Source organism: Staphylococcus sp. CoH_129_LAB_1 (assembly GCF_058191515.1).
Map to the genome: position 1 here is coordinate 10,037 of NZ_JBXWKZ010000017.1, position 20,416 is coordinate 30,452.

At 31.0% G+C, this 20,416-nt stretch carries 18 protein-coding genes; 2 read left to right on the top strand and 16 right to left on the bottom strand.

Annotated features, from left to right (window positions below):
- From AC2FB1_RS06565 to AC2FB1_RS06600, 8 genes are all read right to left on the bottom strand, one after another.
- The coding region (locus AC2FB1_RS06565) for a hypothetical protein (protein WP_490674475.1) at window positions 1–470 on the bottom strand (470 nt) is incomplete at its 3' end.
- 71 nt (window positions 471–541) lie between these two features.
- A complete protein-coding gene (locus AC2FB1_RS06570; RefSeq protein WP_002449680.1) occupies window positions 542–1,039 on the bottom strand; it encodes a DUF948 domain-containing protein in 498 nt (165 codons plus the stop codon).
- A 77-nt stretch (window positions 1,040–1,116) separates the two neighbouring features.
- A complete protein-coding gene (gene murC / locus AC2FB1_RS06575) occupies window positions 1,117–2,430 on the bottom strand; it encodes a UDP-N-acetylmuramate--L-alanine ligase (RefSeq protein ID WP_490674476.1) in 1,314 nt (437 codons plus the stop codon).
- 21 nt (window positions 2,431–2,451) lie between these two features.
- Window positions 2,452–5,997: a DNA translocase FtsK gene (locus AC2FB1_RS06580; RefSeq protein WP_490674477.1), complete on the bottom strand. Its 3,546-nt coding sequence runs from the start codon at window positions 5,995–5,997 to the stop codon at window positions 2,452–2,454.
- Window positions 5,998–6,021: 24 nt separating this feature from the next.
- A complete protein-coding gene (gene ytpR / locus AC2FB1_RS06585; protein ID WP_490674478.1) occupies window positions 6,022–6,618 on the bottom strand; it encodes a YtpR family tRNA-binding protein in 597 nt (198 codons plus the stop codon).
- Between the two features lie 24 nt (window positions 6,619–6,642).
- Complete coding sequence (locus AC2FB1_RS06590; RefSeq protein WP_490674479.1) at window positions 6,643–7,500, bottom strand: DUF1444 domain-containing protein; 858 nt, start codon at window positions 7,498–7,500, stop codon at window positions 6,643–6,645.
- Between the two features lie 117 nt (window positions 7,501–7,617).
- Window positions 7,618–7,929 carry a thioredoxin family protein gene (locus AC2FB1_RS06595; protein ID WP_490674480.1) on the bottom strand — a complete coding sequence of 104 codons (312 nt, stop codon included), beginning with the start codon at window positions 7,927–7,929 and terminating at the stop codon, window positions 7,618–7,620.
- Window position 7,930: 1 nt separating this feature from the next.
- Complete coding sequence (locus AC2FB1_RS06600) at window positions 7,931–9,013, bottom strand: M42 family metallopeptidase (protein ID WP_490674481.1); 1,083 nt, start codon at window positions 9,011–9,013, stop codon at window positions 7,931–7,933.
- Window positions 9,014–9,102: 89 nt separating this feature from the next.
- Here AC2FB1_RS06600 and AC2FB1_RS06605 point away from each other — a divergent pair, with 89 nt between their 5' ends.
- Complete coding sequence (locus tag AC2FB1_RS06605) at window positions 9,103–9,429, top strand: PepSY domain-containing protein (protein WP_490674499.1); 327 nt, start codon at window positions 9,103–9,105, stop codon at window positions 9,427–9,429.
- A 258-nt stretch (window positions 9,430–9,687) separates the two neighbouring features.
- Here the strand turns inward: AC2FB1_RS06605 and trmB are convergent, their stop codons facing one another.
- The 7 genes from trmB to AC2FB1_RS06640 all read right to left on the bottom strand — a co-directional run bounded on the left by trmB (window position 9,688) and on the right by AC2FB1_RS06640 (window position 16,836).
- Window positions 9,688–10,329, bottom strand: a complete 642-nt coding sequence (trmB, locus tag AC2FB1_RS06610; protein WP_490674482.1) for a tRNA (guanosine(46)-N7)-methyltransferase TrmB — start codon at window positions 10,327–10,329, stop codon at window positions 9,688–9,690.
- 13 nt (window positions 10,330–10,342) lie between these two features.
- On the bottom strand, window positions 10,343–11,134 hold the full coding sequence (locus tag AC2FB1_RS06615) for a phosphotransferase family protein (RefSeq protein ID WP_490674500.1): 792 nt from the start codon (window positions 11,132–11,134) through the stop codon (window positions 10,343–10,345).
- 336 nt (window positions 11,135–11,470) lie between these two features.
- Entirely contained in the window at window positions 11,471–12,322 is an 852-nt protein-coding gene (gene dat, locus AC2FB1_RS06620; protein WP_490674483.1) for a D-amino-acid transaminase, read from the bottom strand.
- A gap of 3 nt (window positions 12,323–12,325) precedes the next feature.
- Complete coding sequence (locus AC2FB1_RS06625) at window positions 12,326–13,735, bottom strand: Cys-Gly-3M3SH dipeptidase (protein WP_490674484.1); 1,410 nt, start codon at window positions 13,733–13,735, stop codon at window positions 12,326–12,328.
- A gap of 322 nt (window positions 13,736–14,057) precedes the next feature.
- The gene (locus AC2FB1_RS06630; RefSeq protein WP_490674485.1) at window positions 14,058–14,489 is read right to left on the bottom strand and encodes a YtxH domain-containing protein; all 432 of its coding nucleotides are present in this window, start codon (window positions 14,487–14,489) and stop codon (window positions 14,058–14,060) included.
- A gap of 20 nt (window positions 14,490–14,509) precedes the next feature.
- The gene (locus AC2FB1_RS06635) at window positions 14,510–15,202 is read right to left on the bottom strand and encodes a pseudouridine synthase (RefSeq protein WP_490674486.1); all 693 of its coding nucleotides are present in this window, start codon (window positions 15,200–15,202) and stop codon (window positions 14,510–14,512) included.
- Window positions 15,199–16,836: a putative polysaccharide biosynthesis protein gene (locus tag AC2FB1_RS06640; protein WP_490674487.1), complete on the bottom strand. Its 1,638-nt coding sequence runs from the start codon at window positions 16,834–16,836 to the stop codon at window positions 15,199–15,201. The genes AC2FB1_RS06635 and AC2FB1_RS06640 overlap by 4 nt, the downstream gene beginning before the upstream one ends.
- 276 nt (window positions 16,837–17,112) lie before the next feature.
- Between AC2FB1_RS06640 and AC2FB1_RS06645 the strand changes: the two genes are divergently transcribed.
- The gene (locus tag AC2FB1_RS06645) at window positions 17,113–18,372 is read left to right on the top strand and encodes a BaiN/RdsA family NAD(P)/FAD-dependent oxidoreductase (RefSeq protein ID WP_490674488.1); all 1,260 of its coding nucleotides are present in this window, start codon (window positions 17,113–17,115) and stop codon (window positions 18,370–18,372) included.
- 58 nt (window positions 18,373–18,430) lie between these two features.
- On the opposite strand, the gene AC2FB1_RS06650 is transcribed toward AC2FB1_RS06645, so the two are convergent.
- On the bottom strand, window positions 18,431–20,416 hold a 1,986-nt coding region (locus AC2FB1_RS06650; RefSeq protein ID WP_490674489.1), incomplete at its 5' end, for a DUF1542 domain-containing protein.

Consider the following 20,416-nt stretch of genomic DNA (forward strand, 5'->3'; position numbering starts at 1 on the left):
CCTTGTAAGTCATTACCTGTATTGTTTGTTTCAAATGCGTCTCTATCATAATGTTTTGTCGCATTTGTGTGAGCATCGCCATTTGGTTGATTAGCTCCATGTCCATGTAAATCATTGCCTGTATTGTTTGTTTCAAATGCATCTCTATCATAATGTTTTGTCGCATTTGTGTGAGCATCACCATTTGGTTGATTAGCTCCACGTCCTTGTAAGTCATTACCTGTATTGTTTGTTTCAAATGCGTCTCTATCATAATGTTTTGTCGCATTTGTGTGAGCATCACCATTTGGTTGATTAGCTCCACGTCCTTGTAAATCATTGCCTGCATTGTTTGTTTCAAATGCGTCTCTATCATAATGTTTTGTTGCACTATTTTGCGCTATATCTTCTTGCTGATTCGAACCTTTACCATGTAAATCGTTACCTGTGTTGTTTGTTTCAAATGCGTCACGATTATATTTCTTACTCATATTTATTCCTCCTATAAGAAATGCACTTAAACAAGTAAAAACCTCATTTAAGTGCATTTGATTGAATCATATTAAAAGTTTTTCTCAACGTTTGTAGTGTAATTTTGATTTGCATCATTAGCTACAGAGTTAGCTCTGTAGTTTGCACTTCCTCTACGGTAGTGTCTATTTTGCCATTTGTCAGCAATTTCCATTGCAACATTTGACCATTGAACTACTTGAGAAATTTTATCTTCATTTTGAGAAATATTATGTGTAATTGAGTTAGTTACACGATCAACTGAACTATTTAAAGTTTGAACTGAGTCGCCGATACCTTTAACGCCATCAACAACAGAGTTTAAACGTTCTACTTTACCTTGAATGTCTTCAGTTAAGCGATTAGCTTTGTGAAGTAAATCAGTTGTTTCACGAGTAATACCTTGAACTTGACCTTCAACACCATCAAGTGTTTTAGCCACGTGATCTAAATTTTTCTTAACTGAAATTAAAACTACGACAATCCCAATACATAAAATTAAGAATGCAATAGCAGCAATAATTCCAGCGATTGGTAAAATCCAATGCATAAAAAACGCCTCCTAAATATTCTTTTAAAATAAAAGTCATTAATTATAAATACCCATCATAATCATATATAAACATATTAGAATTCTTTTGGCATACCAATTTTTTCTTCATAAGCACGTTGAATTTTTTGAATATCTCCAGCACCCATAAATAAAATAACGGCATTATCAAATTTTTCTAATACATCAATACTATTTTCATCGATTAACGCAGATCCGTCAATACGATTTATTAAATCTTGGATAGTTAAATCTCCAGTATTTTCACGAATCGAACCAAAAATTTCACATAAAAATACATGGTCAGCTTTACTTAATGCATCAGCAAATTCATCTAAGAAAGCTTGAGTTCTTGAAAACGTATGTGGTTGGAATACTGCAACGACATTTTTATTTGGATATTTTTTTCGTGCTGTCTCAATTGTAGCACTAATTTCTCTTGGATGGTGAGCATAATCGTCTACTAATACTTGTTTTGAAACAAAAGTTTCATTAAAGCGACGTTTTACACCACCAAATGTTTCTAAAGCTTCTTTTATATTGTTGACATCCATTTTTTCAAGATAACTAATTGTAATGACTGCTAAGGCATTTTGAATATTATGATTACCATATTGTGGTGTTAAAAATTGATCATAGTATTCTCCATTAATATATACATCAAACTGCGTGCCATTTTCAGTTATTTGTATATTATCTGCATATACATCATCATTTTTACTAAGACCATAATAATAAATAGGTACATCTGATTTTAGATTTCTTAAATGTTCATCGTCACCCCAAGCAATAATAGCTTTTTTTACATTATTTGCCATTTCTTGGAAAGCACTAGCAACATCATCTATATCTTGGAAATAATCAGGATGATCATAGTCAATATTTGTCATAATTGCATAATCTGGATGATAGCTTAAAAAGTGACGTCGATATTCACACGCTTCAAACGCAAAATAATCGCTTCCTGGTAATCCCATTCCTGTACCATCACCAATTAAGAATGATGTTTTCTTATCTCCATTCATTACATGAGATAATAAACCAGTAGTAGACGTTTTACCGTGAGCACCTGTGACTGCTACTGATATATATTGATTAATGACTTGACCAAGAAAATCATGATATCTAATCACATCCACTTTTAATTCATGTGCTCTAACGATTTCTTCATGTGTATCAGGGAATGCATTTCCTTGAATAACAACCATCCCTTCATGAATATTATCAGCACTAAATGGTAAGATTTTAATTCCTTTATTTTTAAGTGCTACTTCTGTAAATACATATTTTTCAATATCTGAACCTTGAACCTCATGACCTAAATCGTGCATAATTTGTGCTAATGAACTCATTCCTGCACCTTTAATTCCGACAAAATGATAATGCGTCATATCCATAAAACTCCTTTAAAATTATTCTTTCTTTAAATCTGCCTCAGTAATATATACATCTCTTGGTTTAGAGCCGTTTGCTCCAGAAATATAATCTAATTGTTCTAATTGATCGACGATTCTTGCTGCACGATTATAACCTATTTGGAAATGTCGTTGAATTAATGAAGTAGATATATGTCCTTCTTTGACCATAAAACTACAAACGTCATCAAATAATTCATCTTGAGCTTGAGTTTGAGTTTTTTTCAATAATTCTTTTTCTTCAAATAAATATTCTGGTTCTCTTTGTTTTTTGATGAAATCTACGACATCATCAATTTCTTCATCAGATACAAATGTACCTTGTACACGTATAGGTTTATTCATACCACTACCTAAATATAGCATATCTCCGTATCCTAATAGTCTTTCAGCGCCTCCACTATCAATAATAGTTCTAGAATCAACGCTTGAAGATACCATAAATGCAATACGAGTTGGTATATTAGCTTTAATAAGTCCAGTAATAACATTAACTGAAGGTCTCTGTGTTGCTACTAACATATGAATTCCACAAGCTCTTGCTTTTTGAGCAATTCTAGCAATAGATTGTTCTACTTCTTGTGGAGCCATCATCATTAAATCTGCTAATTCGTCAATAACAATGACTATCTTAGGCATACGTTGTTCATATGATGCTTTTTTATTAAAAGCAGTAATATTACGCACATGATATTGTGCAAACAATTTATAACGTCTTTCCATCTCTTCAACAGCCCATTTTAAACTTTGGGTAGCTGCTTTAACGTCTGTAATAACTGGTGAAACGAGATGTGGTAAGTCATTATACGGTGCTAATTCAACCATTTTTGGATCAATCAATAATAATCTCAATTCTTCTGGATGATTTTTATATAACAATGACATTAATATACTGTTAATACATACAGATTTACCCGAACCAGTAGCTCCAGCTATTAGAGCATGAGGCGTTTTAGCAATATCCATTAATAATGGTTCATTATTAATACGATTACCCATGGCCACTGTTAATTTAGATTCAGTATTTTTAAATTTAGGTGACTCTAAAATTGATTTCAAACTTACTTTTGAAGGATTTTGATTTGGTACTTCAATACCTACTAAACTTGTACCTGGAATAGGTGCTTCGATCCTTATATCTTTAGCGGCAAGTGCCATTTTTAAATCATCTTGCAAAGCAGTAATTCTTGAAACTTTTACACCTTTTTCAACAGCTAATTCAAATCGCGTAACGCTCGGACCTACAGTCACATTTTGAACTTCTGCCGGAACATTAAAGTAATAAAATGCATCATTTAATTCCTGCTTTTTCTCTTCAATCCATGTTTCATCAAATTGATGAATTTCTGGATCATCTAATAATTCAAGACTTGGTAATTTAATATTAGGACCTTTTCTAATTGCAGATTTACTTTCATGTTCTTCTTTACCAACTTGCTCTTCATTATTAGAATCTATTGTCATAGATGTTGCTTGGACATTTTCATTTTCTACATCTGAAAGTTCCCTTGTTTCATCTTCGTGATGATTATCTTGACTAGACGGTTCATAAGTATTTTTTGTAGTATTCTCTTCTTGACTATTGGTAGTTTGTACTGAAGGACTTAGACTTTTTGGACTAGCTGATTTACTTTTTAATTTTGTTTCAGGTTTTAATTCTGGAACGCTGACTTTATTAGATTTTTTCATTTTTTTAGTATCCATCAAGCGCTTTTTATCTGATGGAGTCATCAAAACGTTAAAAGGTCTACTGCCCGGCATGATTGAAGATTTAATAGATGATGATGAATCATTTTTAACTATTTGTTTTTCATCATCTTCTACCTTTTCATCATCAGTATTAGATGATGATTCATGAACTAAATCATCGTTACGTTTCTCTTGTTCATAAGCATATTCAGTATCTGTCTCTATTGTGTTATCAATTAAATGTTCAGTGTCATCATCGCTATTGTTTGGTTGTTTCGTTGTATCTTGATTCGAAGAAGTGTTCATCTCATGATACTCTGCTTCCTCTATTTCTTCTTTTGAAATATCACTGTTTTCTTGCGATTCATCTACTTTACTTAAATCCAAGTCTTCACTTTCATTAAGATGCTGACGATGGTCTTTAGTAAAATGGATAGGTGCTGATTTAAAATTATCTTCTGACAATTGTTCATCATTATGTTCGTCTTTAGATGTTGTATCATTGACTTCTTGTATTTCTACGTCTTTTTCATTAACAGTTTGAATACTTGGAACATAATTTAAATCAATTTCCTCGTATTGATACTGGTCATCATTGTCACCAAAATTAGACGTATTTGAATCAGTATGAGTCTCTTTATCACGTATAGGAGTATTAGTAGTATTCACATTTGAATTTTCAATTTTATCAGTACTATTTTCTGTTTGAATCATTCTCTCTTCATCGATATTTTCTTCATAATCTAGAGAACTTTCTCCAATATATTGCTTAGCTTGATTTGCATACATTTCATCAATTACTTTTTGTATTCCATCATCATTATCCGCTGATTGTTGACGTTTATTTTGTAACGCTTCTTTAAACTTACGTTTTTGTTGTGCTTTTTTTTCTCTTTCGCGTCTAATTTCTTCTACTATTTGTGACGCATAAATATTCTCAATATTCACTGTATTATCTTTTTGAGAGAAATTAGGAACAATACTTTCTGAAGAAGTAGTTTCATAAATATTAGAATTTTGATCATTAACATTTGAAGAAACGTTATCTTCATACTTAGATTGAGTCAATGATTCATTTTTAGACTCGTTTGTGTTTGTTTTTACATCATTATCAGATACTCGGTGTGCCGTTTGATCTTGTTTTGAATTGTTTTTAACTTCATTATAATCTTCATTACCTTCCCTATCTTTTAATGGAGGAATGACACCATTTTCAATTGGGCGACGCTTTTTCGTACCAAATACTGCAGACGGTACTTCTGAAGTTCTAAAATTTGAATGGTGATATGTAGAATTCGATGCCGTTTTATAATTTGATTTAAAACGCTCCGATTGTAATTTCATATGAGAATGATTATTCGTATAATTATGATATTGAGAAGTTGTTTTTCTATTATTACTCTCTCTTGACTGTTTACTATTTGATGGCTTATTACGTTTATTAGATGGTCTTTCTTTAATTGAAGGAACACCAGTATCATCATGATTCGTATACTGTCTTCTTCTACGTTTTCTAGTATCTGTTGCACTGTCATAAGTTTGAGTATAATTGTTATTATTATTTATTTCGTCATAACCATATTCTTTATCAGCTTTAGGCTGTTTTTGTGACATATATTTATCTTCATCAACTTCTCTGTAAACCGCTTCATCATATGTTTCAACATCTTGCCCTAAATCGATAGGAAAACGAAAATTCCCACGTGGACGATCATATATATCATCATTTTCAGGAAGTAAGGTATGCTCACCATTCTGTTGTGTTTCTGAGTTATGGCGACGTTTATTTTTTCGTCTCAGTAATTCTTCATCAGAATGATTATCATTGCCAAATAATTCATCAAACCAACTCATACATCCACATCCTTCCTACTTTTTTTAATCAAAAAATGCATTGCCAACTTTATAGTCATCAGGCAATACCATAATTCCTTTTTCTTGAGGTGCATTAGGCAAATTTAATTCTCTCATTGAACAAATCATTCCACTTGAGTCAACACCACGTAACTTAGCGTCTTTAATTACCATTCCACTTGGCATAACAGCACCAACTTTAGCTACGACAACTTTTTGACCTGCTTCTACATTTGGCGCACCACACACAATTTGTAGTTCTTCATTACCAACATCAACTTTCAAAATACTTAGTTTATCTGCATCAGGATGCTTTTCTTTTGTTTTCACATATCCTACAACAAATTTAGGTGATAAATCAGCCTCAAGTTGATAATCAAAATCTGCATTTGTAATTGACTGTTGTAAAGCTTCTACGAGCTCTTCATTTAATTTAATATGCCCGTTACTATTGACTGAATATACTTTTGAAAAATCAAAAATATTAAATCCAACAATTTTATTTTCATGCTTAATAGCAACAACATTATTTTTTATTTCATATTCAAAAGGCCCATCTGTTGGTTCAATTTGTAAAAATGCAACGTCCCCTACGCCTTCTTTATTATAAAATAAATTCATTTAAATTCTCCTTTTAACTTATTATTAATTATCTTTATTAAATTTTTTACGATTAGCTTCTAAACGCTGAATAACATTTGGATCTCTTTTTTGTTTATTATTTTTTCCTAAAATAAAAATCGGCTCTAAATGTTCTTTTTGATAGCCAAATGAAAGTGAAGTAATAGGTACAAGTCCCTTAGTAAAAAATTCCATCGTCAAGTGTGCCATAACATCATAACCAGTTTTATTGCGTATATCAGCAATAACTAATACATCTTGATGAGGGACAGCGACTAACATTTCACCTTCACATTGTGTCTCAATATCATTTAAAAATTTTGTATTTAAAATACGACTTGCGTCATATCCGTCATTTGAATTGATAAAATAAAAAATATTTCCTTTTACTTCATCTGTTTTATATTTGTTTTCAAGTTTACGTATATTAAACAACGACATTTCTTTAATTTGTTGTGAAGTTAAACCTAATGTTTTTAACATACTTTCATCAATTAATCGGTACGATTTTCCTAAATCAAGTGCATAATAAATATTAGTTTCTGCAGTATGTTCTTCCATAACAAATTGATGACCTTCTTTAGTTTTTTTATCAAAACTCGTTGATCTTATTACCGGCATAACTTGAATATCTTTTATTTTAGATAGACCATTATCATCCATTTGTGCAATTGCCTCTTCAACATAATAGATAATTTCATTTATGATTTTATCTTTTTGCTCTTCATACTTCGCTACAATTGCATTAAGCTTGATAGTTACACCTTTAGAATTATCTCGTCTATATATACGTAAAGTTTCTTCTTCACGATCAAACTTAAAATCAACGTTTAAATGTTTTAAACGTTGTTTTAGTGTATCTCTCATTTGAAAGACGTTCATATTAAAACACTCCTATTTTCGCACCTTACAATATTTTACAATAAAAAGAGATTCAATTACAGAAAAATTAGGCTATTCTATCACATGGAAATAAAAATTTAAGTCTTAATTACTCATTTATACATATTGACTTAAAAATGAATCTATTTGATCAATTGATTTTCGTTCTTTTCCAATGTAGCTTCCCACTAATTCACCCTTTTTATATACAAGAAAGCTTGGAATTCCCATAATATCATTTTCAATTGCTAAATCTATAAATTTGTCTCGATCTACTGATACAAATTTAAAATTAGAGTATTTCTTTTCCAATTCCGGTAAATCTGGTTCAATCACTTTACAGTCTGGACACCATCCAGCAGTAAATTCAAATACAGTGTGTTCATTTTTCAATTCTTCATATTGTTTTTCACTTTCTAATGTAATCATATTATTTCTCCTCACTTTGAAATTGTAATGTTAAAATTGTTTCATTTGTTAAATTACTCACAGCTTGTTTTAATAATTCACGCGCAGCATAATAGTCTCTTATATCAAATACTGCATCTGTACTATGAATATATCTTGCGCATACACCTATAACTGCTGTAGGCACACCTTTATTTGCTTTATGGATTTCTCCCCCATCTGTACCACCAGGTGAAATATAATATTGTGAACGAATATCAAATTGACCAACTAAATCCAATAGATAATCTCTGAAACGTGGTGAAAGAATCATTGTGCCATCTTTAATTCGAATTAACGTTCCTTCACCTAATTGACCAGACAATTGCTGCTTACCTTTAATGTCATTTGCAGGAGAACAATCTACAACAAAAGCTATATCTGGCTGTATTAATTCTGTTGATGCTTTTGCCCCTCTTAATCCAACCTCTTCTTGGACATTTGCGCCCACATATAAATCTACATCTAATTCCACATCTTTGAGTAATTCTAATATTTCAATTGCTAAGACACAACCATAACGATTATCCCATGCCTTTGCACTATATCGATGCTCAGATAATTGAGTAAAGGGTGTATAAGGAACAATTGTGTCTCCTATTTCTATTCCACGTGATCGAACTTCTTTATCACTTTCTGCACCTATATCTAACATTAAATCTTTAATCTCTGGAACCGCTTCATTACCTGTTCTAAAATGTTTTGGTATATTCGAAACGATACCAACAATTTTTTCGCCGTCTCTATTTTTAACTTGCAGTCGTTGTCCTTGCCATATATCGTTAGATACACCGCCTAAATTAGTAAACTGTAACATGCCATTTTGAGTGATGTTCGTAATCATAAAGCCAATTTCATCCATATGAGCCGCTATCATCACACGCTTTGCATTTGTATTTTTTGATTTTTTCACACCAAAAATGCTTCCCATATGAGTTGTTATCACTTCATCTACAAAGGGTGTCATTTCTTTTTTCATGTAGTCACGCACTTCTTCTTCAAAGCCTGGTGCTCCATGTAATTCTGTTAATGTTTTTATACGAAGTAAAGTTTTATCGTTTTCCATTACATAAACACGCTCCTTAAATTTATTATATCATTTTGATTATGGTAAACTAATAATAAGAATTATTAATAGAAAGGTTAGATTCGATAATTATGACTCGTCAAACTATAAAATATATCTCAATCCCCATCGTAATCACTATAGGGGTATCTACGGCTTTTATACTATGTCGCACAATGAAAAACAAAAAAGTAAAGAACCCCGATAGAATATTAGAGGAAGTAAAATCATATTTTATGGATATTAAAGGTTCTTACATTCTTCATGAACCTATACAAAATGAAGAAAAATATTTAAATCGTCTTGTTTATCAAGGTGGCATTACTCAAAATAAAAATAATCATAATATAGAATATACATTCTATGCTGATGCACATACTGGTGAAATATTAACTATTGAAGAAAAGTATCATTAATTTTTATGATATAAAATATGTTATTAAAATAAAATTAAAAGGCTTGTTTCCCCAACATTATAGGAAACAAACCTTTGAGATAGTATACTAAACTAAGGGTTCAATACAAGTTATATATTTAACTATCCTTTTCGATAAATATAAGTATATATACTTATATTTATCATAAAAAGCAAATACTGTTAATACAATACACGACACGCGAGTAAGAATATATTCTCTTCTTACTCGCGTGTATTACATTTAATATATCATTTATTAATTTTTATGAAATTTAGCTTCCATTCTATAAATACGTGAGCCTTTATCAGAAAACTTTTTCTCATATTCAGTTAATATATTATCTTCATCGTCTTCATCATGAAGATTCAAATTTAACTTTGTAAAATACATTCCATATTGTGACATGCTTTCAAGACTATAAGCAAATAAGCCTCTATTATCTGTTTTAAAATGTATTTCTCCATCTTCTTTAAGAATTTGTTCATATAGAGCTAAAAAAGTTCGATAAGTTAAACGACGTTTTGCATGTCTTTTTTTAGGCCAAGGATCAGAGAAATTTAAATAAATTCTAGATACTTCATTATCTTTAAAGTACTCATTTAGTTCGATTGCATCATTACAAATTAATTTTAAATTTGTGAGTCCTTTATCTTTCACTTTATCTAGTACTTTATACATAACGCTTTTTTCACGTTCTAAAGAAACAAAATTAATTTCAGGATGTTGCTCAGCAAGTGTAGTAATAAATTGCCCCATTCCTGAGCCGATTTCAATATAGATTGGCTGTTTTTTATCAAACCAATCACTCATTTTACCAACATGTGCACCATCCATATCTACTAAGTCAGGATGCTCTTTCAAATAATCTTCTGCCCATGGTTTATATCGGACTCTCATGTATTAAATCTCCTTAAATAAATAAATTACTATTCATTACCTCATTTAAAAATTTGAGCCAAGTGTTCATATCTTTAAATCTTTTTTGCTCTTCATACCATTGAATCATGCCAATGGATTGAATCACAGTATACCATTTCATACGTTTATTTAAATCCATACTTTCTTTAACACCGTATGTGTTAAACCAGTTAGACCATTGTTGTTTTGGAACGTAGTTGTATAGCAGCATACCAATATCAATGGCTGGATCAGCAATCATTGCACCTTCCCAATCTACTAAAAATAACTCATCACGATCAGAAAGTAACCAGTTATTATGATTAACATCGCCATGAACTACTGTAAAGAAACGTGGATCTAAATTAGGAATATGTTCTTCTAAGTAAGTTAATGCTTTTCGAATTACATGATGGGTTAATACTTCTCTAGATAAAGAAGCATTGATTTTCTTTAACATAATATTCGGGGTAATAGGTTCCATTTCCATACGTTTTAACATATTGAGTAGTGGTTTTGAACCATGTATTTTTTTTAGAAGTTCAGCAACTCTTCTTTGATACATTTCAGATGGCGTAAGCTCTCTGCCATTTTTCCAATGTTGTGCTGTTACAACTTCGCCTGTTTCAATACGTTTTGTCCAAACTAACTTAGGTACAATACCTTCTGCAGATAATGCTGCAATAAATGGATTTGAGTTACGCTTAAGAAATAATTTTTGTCCATCTTGTTCAGCCATATACGCTTCGCCAGATGCTCCGCCAGCAGAATCAAGTGTCCACCCTAATTGATAAAACTGCTCCAACTCGTTCACCTCACTTTCAATTAGAAAATGGCTCGAGAAATATAGTTTTTCAAGAGCCATATATTCTAATTTAATCATCGCTATTCAGCTAACGATTGATTATATTTCTAACTTTATTTTATTGGCAAAACTAATATTTAAATGTCCCCAAATCATTTAAATTTTTTACCTGTCTCTTTAATCACTCAATGATGATTTTATAATTTTTAGCTTAATTTTTCAACTGAAAATGAGAAACAAAATGATACATTTTACTAGTGTGAAAAAGCTAAAATCCCGAAATGCTTTATAAATATTATAACATATCCTAAACATCATCGTTGAAGAAATTTAAAGTTACTTGATACTTTTTAATTCAATATATTTTTCAAATCCCTCTTGTAATTTTTTAGTAATTGGACCTACCTTGCCATCATTTACAATTTCGCCATCAATTTTAACGACTGGTGTTACTTCAGCAGATGTACTAGACACAATGATTTCATCTGCATTTTTTAAGAAATCAACTGTAAATGTCTCTTCATTAAATGGAATATTGTAATCTTCAGCAACCCATTTAATTACTCTTCGAGTAATACCATTTAAAATGTAATTATTAACGGGATGTGTATAGATTTCACCATCTTTAATCGCATACACATTACTTGACGCACCTTCAGTTACAGTTTCCCCTCTATGTTGAATGGCTTCTGTTGCGTTATATTTAACTGCATATTCTTTGGCAAGAACATTTCCTAGTAAGTTTAAACTTTTGATGTCACAACGTAACCATCTAATATCTTCAACTGTTATAGCATTAATACCATTTTCAAAGTCATCATATGGACGATCGTAACTTTTAGCGAATGCCATAATAACAGGTTTAACTTCTGGAGTTGGGAAAGAATGATTTCTTGGTGCTACTCCTCTTGTAGCTTGAATGTAAATTCCGCCATTTTGAATATTATTTACTTTCAAAAGTTGTCTTACGATATCTGTTAATTCTTCGATAGTATAGCCTAAATCAATTTGAATTTCACTTGCACTTCTAAGAAATCTTTCAAAGTGTTCAGTTACTGTAAATAGTTTACCGTTATATGCGCGAATATATTCATATATCCCATCTCCAAATACATAACCTCGGTCTTCATACGAAACTTTTACGTCTTCTTGATTTAAAAATTCTCCGTTAATAAATACTTTTGTCATTGTTTATACCTCCACACATAGTGAATAAATTGCTTCTAAATAGATACTTGTTGCGTTGAATAATTGTTTTTTAGTAATATATTCATTCTTTTGATGCATTAAATCCTCTGAATCTTCAAACATAGCTCCAAATGCAACGCCTTTGTCTAAATTACGTGCATAAGTGCCTCCACCGATTGTATAAGGTTCTGTCATATCACCTGTTTGATTTCTATAAGCACTGACAAGTTTTTGTACAAATGGATCATTTTTATCTACGAAATGAGGTTGTTGAACTTTACCTAACTCTATTTCAAATCCTTGAGATTTAATTTCATTTTTAAAACGTTCTAAAGCAACCTCAAATTCGAATCCTTTAGGATAACGTAAATTGATACCAAATTTTCCACCTTTTTCTTTATCATATGTAATGATACCTACGTTTGTTGTTACATCTCCCATAACATCAGTATGGAATTTCATACCCATTTTTTCACCAAAATGAGATTCATGTAAATATTGATTACTAAATGCAGCAAATTCTTTTGCAGCTTGATTAAGATTAAGAGTTGATAAGAAATCAATAAGATATAAACCAGCATTCACTCCAAGTGATGGATCCATACCATGAACAGCTTTTCCTTCAACAGTGAGTATCAATTCACCATTATCTACAACTGCTTCTCCCTCTAATTTATGTTGTTCTAAATAATTCTCAAAATGTTGAACTACATCCGTCATATTTTCTTTAACTAAAACATTTGCTTTAGCATGGTCAGGTACCATGTTATAGCGTTGACCTGAATCAAAAGAGATAAGTTCCGCTTCTGAATTATCAGATTGATGTAAGCTTACGTTTTGGATTAAATCAAATGTTGTAATCCCTTTTTCTCCGTGAATAGCAGGGAATTCAGCGTCTGGAGCAAAACCTAAAGCAGGCATTTCTTCTGTTTTAAAATATCTCTCCGTACATTTCCAGTCAGATTCTTCATCTGTACCAATGATAATATGAATACGTTTTTTCCAATCTACATTCATTTCATTCAAAATTTTAACTGCATAATATGCTGCGATAGTCGGACCTTTATCATCAAGTGTACCTCTTGCCACAATAGCGTCATCTGTGACAACAGGTTTAAAAGGATCAGAATCCCAACCATCTCCAGCAGGAACAACATCTACGTGACATAAAATTCCTAATACATCTTGACCTTGACCTGCTTCAATTCTTCCAGCAATATGATCAACATCATGGGTAGAAAAACCATCTCTTTGAGCAATTTTATACATATAATCAAGGGCTTCACGAGGTCCTGGACCAACCGGTGTTTCCTCTGAAGCTTGACTGTCATCTCTCACACTCTTTATTGAAAGTAATCCATTTAAATCTTCAATGATTTGACTTTCATATTCTTGTACTTTTTCTTTCCACATTAGAGATCAACTTCCTTTTCAATAGATATACCTATTATTTTACATAAATTTAGTATCAAATGACAATAAGATGTCAGAAAATTTACAGATAGATATAAAAATAAAATAATGTTGGGACAGAATTCATTTTGATTTCGTCGTCCCATCCAAACCCCCAATATCCAGCTTGCGTTGGTCGTAGACTTTCTCTTTGAAAGTCTCTTTGCTTGGGTCCCATTAGAATTAAAAAGATTGATATAAGTGTGTATTTGATTCAGTCAACAACTACTAACACATTAAAAATGCCTGAAACAGCTATAACTGTCCCAGGCGTTTAAATAAATTAGTGTCTATCATCTAAGGCATTATGGTTGTTTTTTAAATCTTCTTCAGTGACTACTCTTAAATTATTGTTAACAGTAGCGCCACCTTCATCATCAAATTTACCTTCAGCTAACTGATGTGTATCGTTACTTTTACTTTCTACATTAATAAATTTAGATTTTTCGTCTTCAAGTAATGACTTAGGATCATTTTTCAAACGCTTTGCATAACCTTGAGGATCATTTTTAACGTTTTGAATTGTTTCATTCGCTTTTGAACTAATTTCGTTAACTAATCCTTTAGCATTTTGTTTATATCCCTCTGGATTTTCTTTATATTTATTATATTCAGCTTTTAATTTATTTCTACTACTTTCACGTGATAATGCTACTGCAGCAGCTGCTGCACCGATACCTGCCACGATTCTTAATAAACCTGCACTTTTAGCCATAATATTACCTCATTTCTTTTTTAATATTGTAAAAGTCCTAGTTCTTCAGGAGTTAGTAAACGATACTCTCCAGATTTTAAGTTTTTATCTAACGTCAAATTTGAAATTTTAAGACGTTTTAACTCTAATACCTCATTATTGATTGAATGAAACATTCTTTTCACTTGATGGTATTTTCCTTCGTAAATAGTTACTATAGATAGTGTATCATTAATCTTTTCTAGCTTTGCTGGTTTAACCATGCCATCTGATAATTCTATTCCTTTTTCAAAAGCTAATATATCTTCTTCATTAATTGGATATTTTGATATCACTTCATATGTTTTAGAAACATGTTTAGATGGACTCATTAAATGATGATTAAATTGACCATCATTAGTAATAAATAATAAACCTTCAGTATCTTTATCCAATCTTCCTACTGGGAATATGTCAAGATGCTGATATTCAGTAATCAAATCTATTACCGTTTTGTTTATCTCATCATAAGTAGCAGAAACATATCCTTTTGGCTTATTCAACATAATATAAACATAATTAATGTATTTAATTACTTTACCATCCACAGTTATTACATCATTGTCAGGATTAACTTTTACTTTAGGAGTTTTTTCTATCACATCATTCACTTTGACATGATTTTTTTTTAAAAGTTGCTTCACTTCTGTACGTGTGCCAACTCCCATATTTGATAAAAATTTGTCTAATCTCATCTTAAAAATCCAACTTTACGTCTAATTTTCGCTGGTAAATCACCAAGAAACTGATCAGCCAATCGATTTTTAATCGTAATACTACCATATATTATTGCTCCAACAATAACACCAACAAGTAATATAATTGATGCTCCAAATTTACGTTCTACAGGAATAAAATGTCCTAAAATTAAATAAACAATTTCAACACTAATCATCATAATTAAACTATAGATAAAAATTTTCGCTACTTGTACAAACGTTTCTGTAAATTCAAATTTTGCATAGATTTTTAAAATAAAGAAGTTAGCAGTAATAGCAAAAATTAAAGCAATAGCTGTGCTTAAAATTGCACCAGCAGTACGGAATGTCATAATTAATGGGAAATTTAGCGCTAATTTTAGTATAACTGAACCTAAAATTACAAATACAGTTAGCTTCTGTTTATCTATACCTTGTAACATCGAAGCAGTTACACTTAGTAAAGCAATTAATATTGCTACAGGTGCATATATAAATAACATTTTATTTCCATCTGGATTATATTGATAAAAAACTGTATATAACGGTGCTGCTAATGCCATTATTCCTAAACTTGCTGGAACAGTAATATACATTAAAACGCCAATAGATGTTTTAATCTGTCGGTGCATTTCAGTTAAACGACCTTCTGCAAATGTTTTAGTAATATAAGGTATTAAACTGACTGCAAATCCTGCAGCTAATGACGTTGGAATCATGACTATTTTATTCGTTGTAAAGTTTAAAATCGTAAAAAAATAGTCTTTATTTGCATGGAATCCTGCTGCATCTAATGCATTATTATGTGTAAATTGATCAACAAGATTAAATAATGGAAAATTCAAACTTACAATAACAAATGGGATACTGTATGCAATAATTTCTTTGTACATACTTCCATATGAGATATCTAATCCGGTACGATCAGACTCTACCATTTTTTGTATGAAAGGTTTACGCTTTTTCCAGTAATACCAAAGTGTAAGTAAACCTGCAATTGCTCCTATAGCAGCAGCAAATGTTGCTACACCATTGGCTTGTAAATATGTACCATGAAAAACATTTAAAACTAAATAACTACCTATTAATATAAAAACTATTCTCGCTAATTGTTCAGTAACTTCTGATACAGCAGTAGGACCCATAGATTGATATCCTTGGAATACCCCACGCCATGTTGCTAACAATGGAATGAATACCACTACGATACTTATGATACGAATAATCCAAGTGATTTCTGGTACTGACCATCCACCTTTTCCTTCTTTTTGACCTAAAGTAATTGTCGCGATGTCAGGTGCTAAAAAAAATAATATTAAAAATCCTATAATACCTGATATTGACATGACAATAAAACTCGATTTATAGAGTTTTTGACCTACTCTATATGCTCCTATTGCATTGTATTTTGCTACAAATTTCGAAGCTGCTAAAGGGACACCAGCTGTGGCTACAGCTATAGCAATGTTATAAGGAACATAAGCATAGTTAAACGGCGCTAACTTTTCCTCCGCATTTGCACCCATAATTGCATAAAAGGGAATTACAAATAAAACACCTAGAATTTTAGTAATTAAAATACTAAATGTAATTAAAAAGGTTCCGCGCACCATTTCTTTATTTTCACTCATATTCAATCTTCCTATCTTTAATTTAATCAAACTATCTCATTTTACATCTGCACATATTAAGGACTTGCATTACTATAAAATATATCACAAAATACTTATTGTTTCTCGTTTCTTTTTAAGTTTTTAAATAATTATTCTTACCATTATTATCCTAAAATAATATAAGTTCAATTATTTATATATTTAATATGCCATTTTAACTTAAAATATGACTTCGGTTCGCAAAATAATATGTATTTATGTAGAATATAAATGTATGATAACGGAGGTTAGGATATGTATCAAACAATAGTCATTGGCGGTGGCCCAAGCGGCTTAATGGCAGCAGTTGCTGCAAGTGAACAGAGTCGTAATGTTCTCTTAATTGAGAAGAAAAAAGGTTTGGGAAGAAAATTAAAAATTTCAGGCGGTGGTAGATGTAATGTGACCAATCGCTTACCCTATGAAGAAATTATTAAAAACATACCCGGAAATGGGAAATTTTTATATAGTCCATTTTCAAAATTTGATAATGAGTCAATAATAGATTTTTTCGAAAGCCGCGGTATAAAATTAAAAGAAGAAGATCATGGAAGAATGTTCCCAGTTTCTAATAAATCTCAAGATATCGTAGATACCTTAGTTAATACAATTAAGAATAATCACGTTGAAATTAAAGAAGAAACGATAGTTAATGATATTATTAAAAATGATAATGATTCATTTTTAGTAAAAACACAACAAGGCGACTTTAAATCACATACAGTTATTATTGCGACCGGCGGAACGAGCGTGCCTCAAACCGGCTCCACTGGCGATGGATATAAATTCGCTAAAAGTTTAGGACACACTATTACGGAATTATTCCCTACTGAGGTACCTATTACATCAAACGAAACTTTTATTAAGAATCAAACTCTTAAAGGCTTAAGTTTAAAAAATGTGGAATTATCAGTTCTAAAGAAAAATGGAAAAAAACGTATTAGTCATCAAATGGATATGATTTTTACACACTTTGGTATTAGTGGTCCAGCTGCACTTCGCTGTAGTCAATTTGTTTACAAAGAGAAAAAGAATCAGAAAAAACAGGAAATAAAAATGCAGTTAGATGTATTTCCAAATTTGTCATTTCAAGAATTAGAAAGTAAAATAAGAAAAATTTTAACTAAAGAGTCAGATAAATATATTAAAAATGCATTACATGGATTAATAGAGGACAGATACTTATTGTTTATATTAGAGCAAGCAAATATTGACGAGAACACAACATATCATCATCTTTCAAACCAACAGTTGACTCAACTCGTAGAATGTTTCAAACATTTCATTTTCACTGTTAATGGTACCCTTTCAATCGAAAGAGCTTTTGTGACAGGTGGTGGTGTTTCTCTTAAAGAAATATGGCCCAAAACTATGATGTCTAAAATCGAACCTGGCTTATTTTTATGTGGAGAAGTGTTAGATATCCATGGCTATACGGGGGGGTATAATATTACGAGCGCGTTAGTGACTGGACACGTAGCTGGAAGTGAAGCTGGACAATTTTTACTTTCTTAAAAATAAAATCACTCCAAAAGTTAAATGAATTATAACTTTTGGAGTGTATTTTATATTATTAATTTTCTTTTTTTCTTCTCTTAAGTAATAATAAAAGACCGCTTAATAACATGAATTCAGATAAAGATAATAATGAGTTTCCATTATTACCAGTATTAGGTAAAGTAGCTAATTTTAAATGATTAGTACTTGAATTAAGTTTATTATCTAAATTTTCAGATGTCATCCCTTGTTTATTAGCTAATCCAAACTCGTTTTCAAATTGTTTAACTTTAACGTGTTCAATCTCATTGATAGTAACTTTTGTTAATTCAATAACTTCATCAGTAGTCATATCCATAGCTAATTTATTTATTGCCTTCATGACATAAGATTCAATTAGATTGTTTGCTTTATTTTTTTCATTTACGGAAACAGTTGTCAATCTATTGATATAATCTTTACGTTTTTTTGCTTCCTCAAAAATTTGAGCTCTAGCTTTTGATTTTACTTTATCAACTTGAAATGCTTTTTTGAATTCTAAAATATAGTACATTCTTACATTATCAACTTGTTTATTAGTTTGAGCTTGGTTTACTTTTTCTACTGCTTTTTTGTATGATTCTTCAAGATTTTGTTTTACTAATCTTTTTTCATCTATTGTAAAGGTCTGATCATATGATACTTTGTCTTTTAGTTTTTGTAGTTCAATTTTCAATTTAGATAAAGCATCTGCTTTTTTGACAACTTCAACTTGGATTTGCTTAATATCATTCGTCCCTTTATCTCTTACCATATCAACTTCAGAATTAGTAGAAGCATTTTCGATTGATTTTTTAGCTTTATTTACTTCTTCATCTACTTTTTGTTTTGCTGCTTCTTTTTCTTCTTTTGTTGCGTTTGGTGTTTGATCTATTTCTACTTTTTTAGCTTCAGCTACATTATCTATGATAGTTCTCGCTTCAGGTTTTTTGAGTGTTTCTGGCTGAATTGCATCAATAGCATGTATTTCACTTTCTTTAGCTAGTTTAACACTATCATTCGTTGTAGATTGATCGATTTTATGTTTTGCTTTAGTAACTTCTTCATCTACTTTTTGTTTAGCTACTTCTTTTTCTTCCTTAGTTGCATTGCGATTATTATCAATTTCTGATTTTTTAATTGCTGCTTCAGCATCAATTGCTTTTCTACCTAAAGATTTTTGTAATGTCTCTGGTTGGATATTAGATATAATCGAATAACCAGTTTGAGCAGATTGATCTACTGTCTCATTCGTTGTAGATTGATTAATATTCTCTTTTGCTTTCATAGCTTCTTCATCTACTTTACGTCTTGCTTCTGCTTTTTCTTCATCCGTTGCTTCATAATTATGGTCAATTTCTGATTTTTTAACATTTACTTCATCATCTATAGTTTTTTTAGCTTGTACTTTTTTCAGTGCTATAGCGTTTATGCTATTTATGGCAGTTACACTATTTGTTTGTTCATTAATTACATCTGAATTATTTATAGCTTGATCAATATTTCTTTGAGCTTTAATAACCTCTTCTTCAATTTTTTGTTTGGCCACGTCTTTTTCTTCTTTTGTTGTTGAATTATCTTGATCAATTTGTTTTTTTCTAGTAATTGCTGCTTCATTTATTGCTTGTCTTGCTTCTGCTTTCTTAACTACTTCTGCTTGAATATTGTCGATGATAGTTTGACCAGATATTTTAGCTTTATCTACTGCACTATTAGTTGTTGCTTGATTAATATTCTCTTTTGCTTTTGTAGCTTCTTCATCTACTTTTTGTTTTGCTGCCTCTTTTTCTTCTATAGTAGCATCTGGGATTTGATCGATTTTAGTCTTTTTAACTCTTGTTACTTCATCAATTGCTCGTCTTGCTTCTGCTTTTTTAACCACTTCTGGTTGGATATTATTTATCGCAATATTTCCAGTTACTTTTTCTTGATCTACTGTGTCGTTTGTCATAGCTTGATCAATATTGTCTTTTGCTTTTGTAGCTTCTTCATCTACTTTTTGTTTTGCTGCCTCTTTTTCTTCTATAGTAGCATCTGGGATTTG

What these genes read in the sequence shown, in the direction of transcription:
- AC2FB1_RS06570 (WP_002449680.1), bottom strand. Translation starts at nt 1,039, where the DNA reads ATGCATTGGATTTTACCAATCGCTGGAATTATTGCTGCTATTGCATTC.
- murC (WP_490674476.1), bottom strand. Translation starts at nt 2,430, where the DNA reads ATGACGCATTATCATTTTGTCGGAATTAAAGGTGCAGGAATGAGTTCA.
- AC2FB1_RS06580 (WP_490674477.1), bottom strand. Translation starts at nt 5,997, where the DNA reads ATGAGTTGGTTTGATGAATTATTTGGCAATGATAATCATTCTGATGAA.
- ytpR (WP_490674478.1), bottom strand. Translation starts at nt 6,618, where the DNA reads ATGAATTTATTTTATAATAAAGAAGGCGTAGGGGACGTTGCATTTTTA.
- AC2FB1_RS06590 (WP_490674479.1), bottom strand. Translation starts at nt 7,500, where the DNA reads ATGAACGTCTTTCAAATGAGAGATACACTAAAACAACGTTTAAAACAT.
- AC2FB1_RS06595 (WP_490674480.1), bottom strand. Translation starts at nt 7,929, where the DNA reads ATGATTACATTAGAAAGTGAAAAACAATATGAAGAATTGAAAAATGAA.
- AC2FB1_RS06600 (WP_490674481.1), bottom strand. Translation starts at nt 9,013, where the DNA reads ATGGAAAACGATAAAACTTTACTTCGTATAAAAACATTAACAGAATTA.
- trmB (WP_490674482.1), bottom strand. Translation starts at nt 10,329, where the DNA reads ATGAGAGTCCGATATAAACCATGGGCAGAAGATTATTTGAAAGAGCAT.
- dat (WP_490674483.1), bottom strand. Translation starts at nt 12,322, where the DNA reads ATGACAAAAGTATTTATTAACGGAGAATTTTTAAATCAAGAAGACGTA.
- AC2FB1_RS06625 (WP_490674484.1), bottom strand. Translation starts at nt 13,735, where the DNA reads ATGTGGAAAGAAAAAGTACAAGAATATGAAAGTCAAATCATTGAAGAT.
- AC2FB1_RS06630 (WP_490674485.1), bottom strand. Translation starts at nt 14,489, where the DNA reads ATGGCTAAAAGTGCAGGTTTATTAAGAATCGTGGCAGGTATCGGTGCA.
- AC2FB1_RS06635 (WP_490674486.1), bottom strand. Translation starts at nt 15,202, where the DNA reads ATGAGATTAGACAAATTTTTATCAAATATGGGAGTTGGCACACGTACA.
- AC2FB1_RS06640 (WP_490674487.1), bottom strand. Translation starts at nt 16,836, where the DNA reads ATGAGTGAAAATAAAGAAATGGTGCGCGGAACCTTTTTAATTACATTT.
- AC2FB1_RS06645 (WP_490674488.1), top strand. Translation starts at nt 17,113, where the DNA reads ATGTATCAAACAATAGTCATTGGCGGTGGCCCAAGCGGCTTAATGGCA.